The organism is Psychrobacter sp. APC 3426 (assembly GCF_030408035.1).
Taxonomy (GTDB): domain Bacteria; phylum Pseudomonadota; class Gammaproteobacteria; order Pseudomonadales; family Moraxellaceae; genus Psychrobacter.
This window is the reverse complement of the sequence record NZ_JASDCF010000053.1, coordinates 1-2,041: the sequence shown is the minus strand read 5'-3', so window position 1 is coordinate 2,041 and position 2,041 is coordinate 1. Positions and strand designations below refer to the sequence as shown.

Sequence of the window (2,041 nt, the reverse complement as noted above, 5' to 3'; positions counted from 1 at the left end):
TACCTGTATAGCGTTTGAAGCCTGCGTTATTTTGTTCGAGTAGCTTATCTATGTTTGGCATATCTATTAAGTAAGTAGAGTTCAATAATATACGTTGCGTCTTACAACTACTTTTGCAAGAGGTCTAATATCATGGCTCGTTTACAAGACAAAGTTATCATCATCACAGGCGCGGCTCAAGGGATGGGCGAAACTCATGCGCGTTTGTGTCTGGAAGAAGGTGCTAAAGTCGTCTTGACCGACATCAATTCTGATAAAGGCAACGCATTGGCTAAAGAACTTGGCGATGACGCCTTATTCATCAAGCATGATGTCACCAATGAAGATGATTGGGCACAAGTCGTTAAAGCAACCCAAGACAAATTTGGTCAAATCGATGTATTAGTAAATAACGCGGGTATCACCACTCACAAATCTATCTTGGATACTTCTGTAGACGACTATCGTAAGATTTTAGAGATTAACCAAGTGTCGGTCTTTTTGGGCATGAAGGCTGTCATTCCAACGATGAAAGAAGCCAAGCAAGGTTCTATCATTAATATCTCATCGATTAATGGTTTGGTTGGTGGCGCTATCGGTTATACCGACTCTAAATTTGCGGTACGTGGTATGACCAAAGCGGCAGCGTTGGAGTGCGCCCCTCATGGCATTCGCGTGAACTCCATTCACCCAGGCGTCATTGCCACACCAATGATTATGCAAGGCGATACCAAAGATGCAGTTGAAGCTTTTGCCAAAACCATTCCAATGAGACGTGTGGCGCAGCCAGAAGAAGTCAGCGGCATGGTGCTCTTCTTGGCGTCAGATGATTCAAGCTACTCGACAGGTTCAGAGTTTGTCGTTGATGGTGGTTTGACGGCGCAGTAAGGCTTTTTAAGCTAAACCATGTGAGTTAGATAAAAGCTGGGCATTTTGCCTAGCTTTTATTTTGAGATTTTTTCAGAAAAATCTTTCGATAGTTTTCATTTACCTTTAACAGCAATTTTCCTATCCACTCCACCCAAAATCATAAAATACTTCGATTGCAGCGATATTCTATTTTATAGGTATCACAGCTTTTAATCAATCCACTAGCTTACAAACTAATTTTCAGTATGAACTCTTGTTCAAAGATAGTAATATGTATACTCCAATACATAAATACTTTTCCTAACCTTCACATTGAATGAGCGTCGAAATGTCAATACAGAAAATCAGAACAGAATCTTCCAATCCACCTAAAGCTAGAAAAATTGTATTTTTATTATCCAAAAAAACATTTTTAATAGCTATAACATTACCGTTTATATTTGGTTATATTGCATTTATAAAATGGGATGCCGGTGCAGCACTTTTAGCATTTATTTTAATTTTTTTACTCGTTTTTATTGGCTTATCTGTATTTGATAAAATAAAACGTTATCTCACAGGTAATGTAGGGGTATTTCATAATAATGTTCATGATCACTATAAGAAACTGGCTATAAGAAATGGGATTAATCCATCTTATGAAGCATCCGGAATAATAATAGACGATAATGCTAAAAAAATTGTTTTTACTATTAATCCCAGTAGTGAACCTCATATCACCATATGTGATTACAGTGATATAATTAGCTACTATCAAGTCAGCACAAATCAATCCAGCACAAGACAAATGAATGTGATTAAGGTGGAAATTAAAGACCCTTCTCAGCCCTTACATAGTTTTTCCCTAGGTAGTGGTGTAGAATCAGATTTATGGATGGCTAGGTTATCAAGTATTTTTTCAAGGTAGAAAGTATCATTTTAAATTCTACGTAGAGCATATTTGGGATGTTAATAAAACAAACAATTTTTAATAATCAAATATCAAAAATAGATTTCCTAAAAAGCATAACGATATAACAAACAGATAGATTCAGTGTAAAAAACGAACTGTACTAGTTAAGCTTTCGGAGTTTTTCAAGCTAGTTGTCACCATCAAGCCCAATTAAGCAGCTTGTAATCTCATCTTTTCTGGCTCTTTTACAGGATTCAATGTCGTCGGACCCACAGGCTCACAATCTCTCACCTCTTGACT

General features: G+C 37.0%; 2 protein-coding genes. Both read left to right on the top strand.

Annotation, left to right across the window (positions count from 1 at the left end; genetic code table 11):
* Nucleotides 1-132 precede the first annotated feature (132 nt).
* Entirely contained in the window at nucleotides 133-867 is a 735-nt protein-coding gene (locus QL919_RS14030) for a glucose 1-dehydrogenase (RefSeq protein WP_290190085.1), read from the top strand.
* Between the two features lie 310 nt (nucleotides 868-1,177).
* Complete coding sequence (locus tag QL919_RS14025) at nucleotides 1,178-1,756, top strand: hypothetical protein (RefSeq protein WP_290190084.1); 579 nt, start codon at nucleotides 1,178-1,180, stop codon at nucleotides 1,754-1,756.
* Nucleotides 1,757-2,041 lie beyond the last annotated feature (285 nt).

Coding starts and splice junctions, on each gene's coding strand:
- QL919_RS14025 (WP_290190084.1), top strand. CDS start 1,178: ATGTCAATACAGAAAATCAGAACAGAATCTTCCAATCCACCTAAAGCT.
- QL919_RS14030 (WP_290190085.1), top strand. CDS start 133: ATGGCTCGTTTACAAGACAAAGTTATCATCATCACAGGCGCGGCTCAA.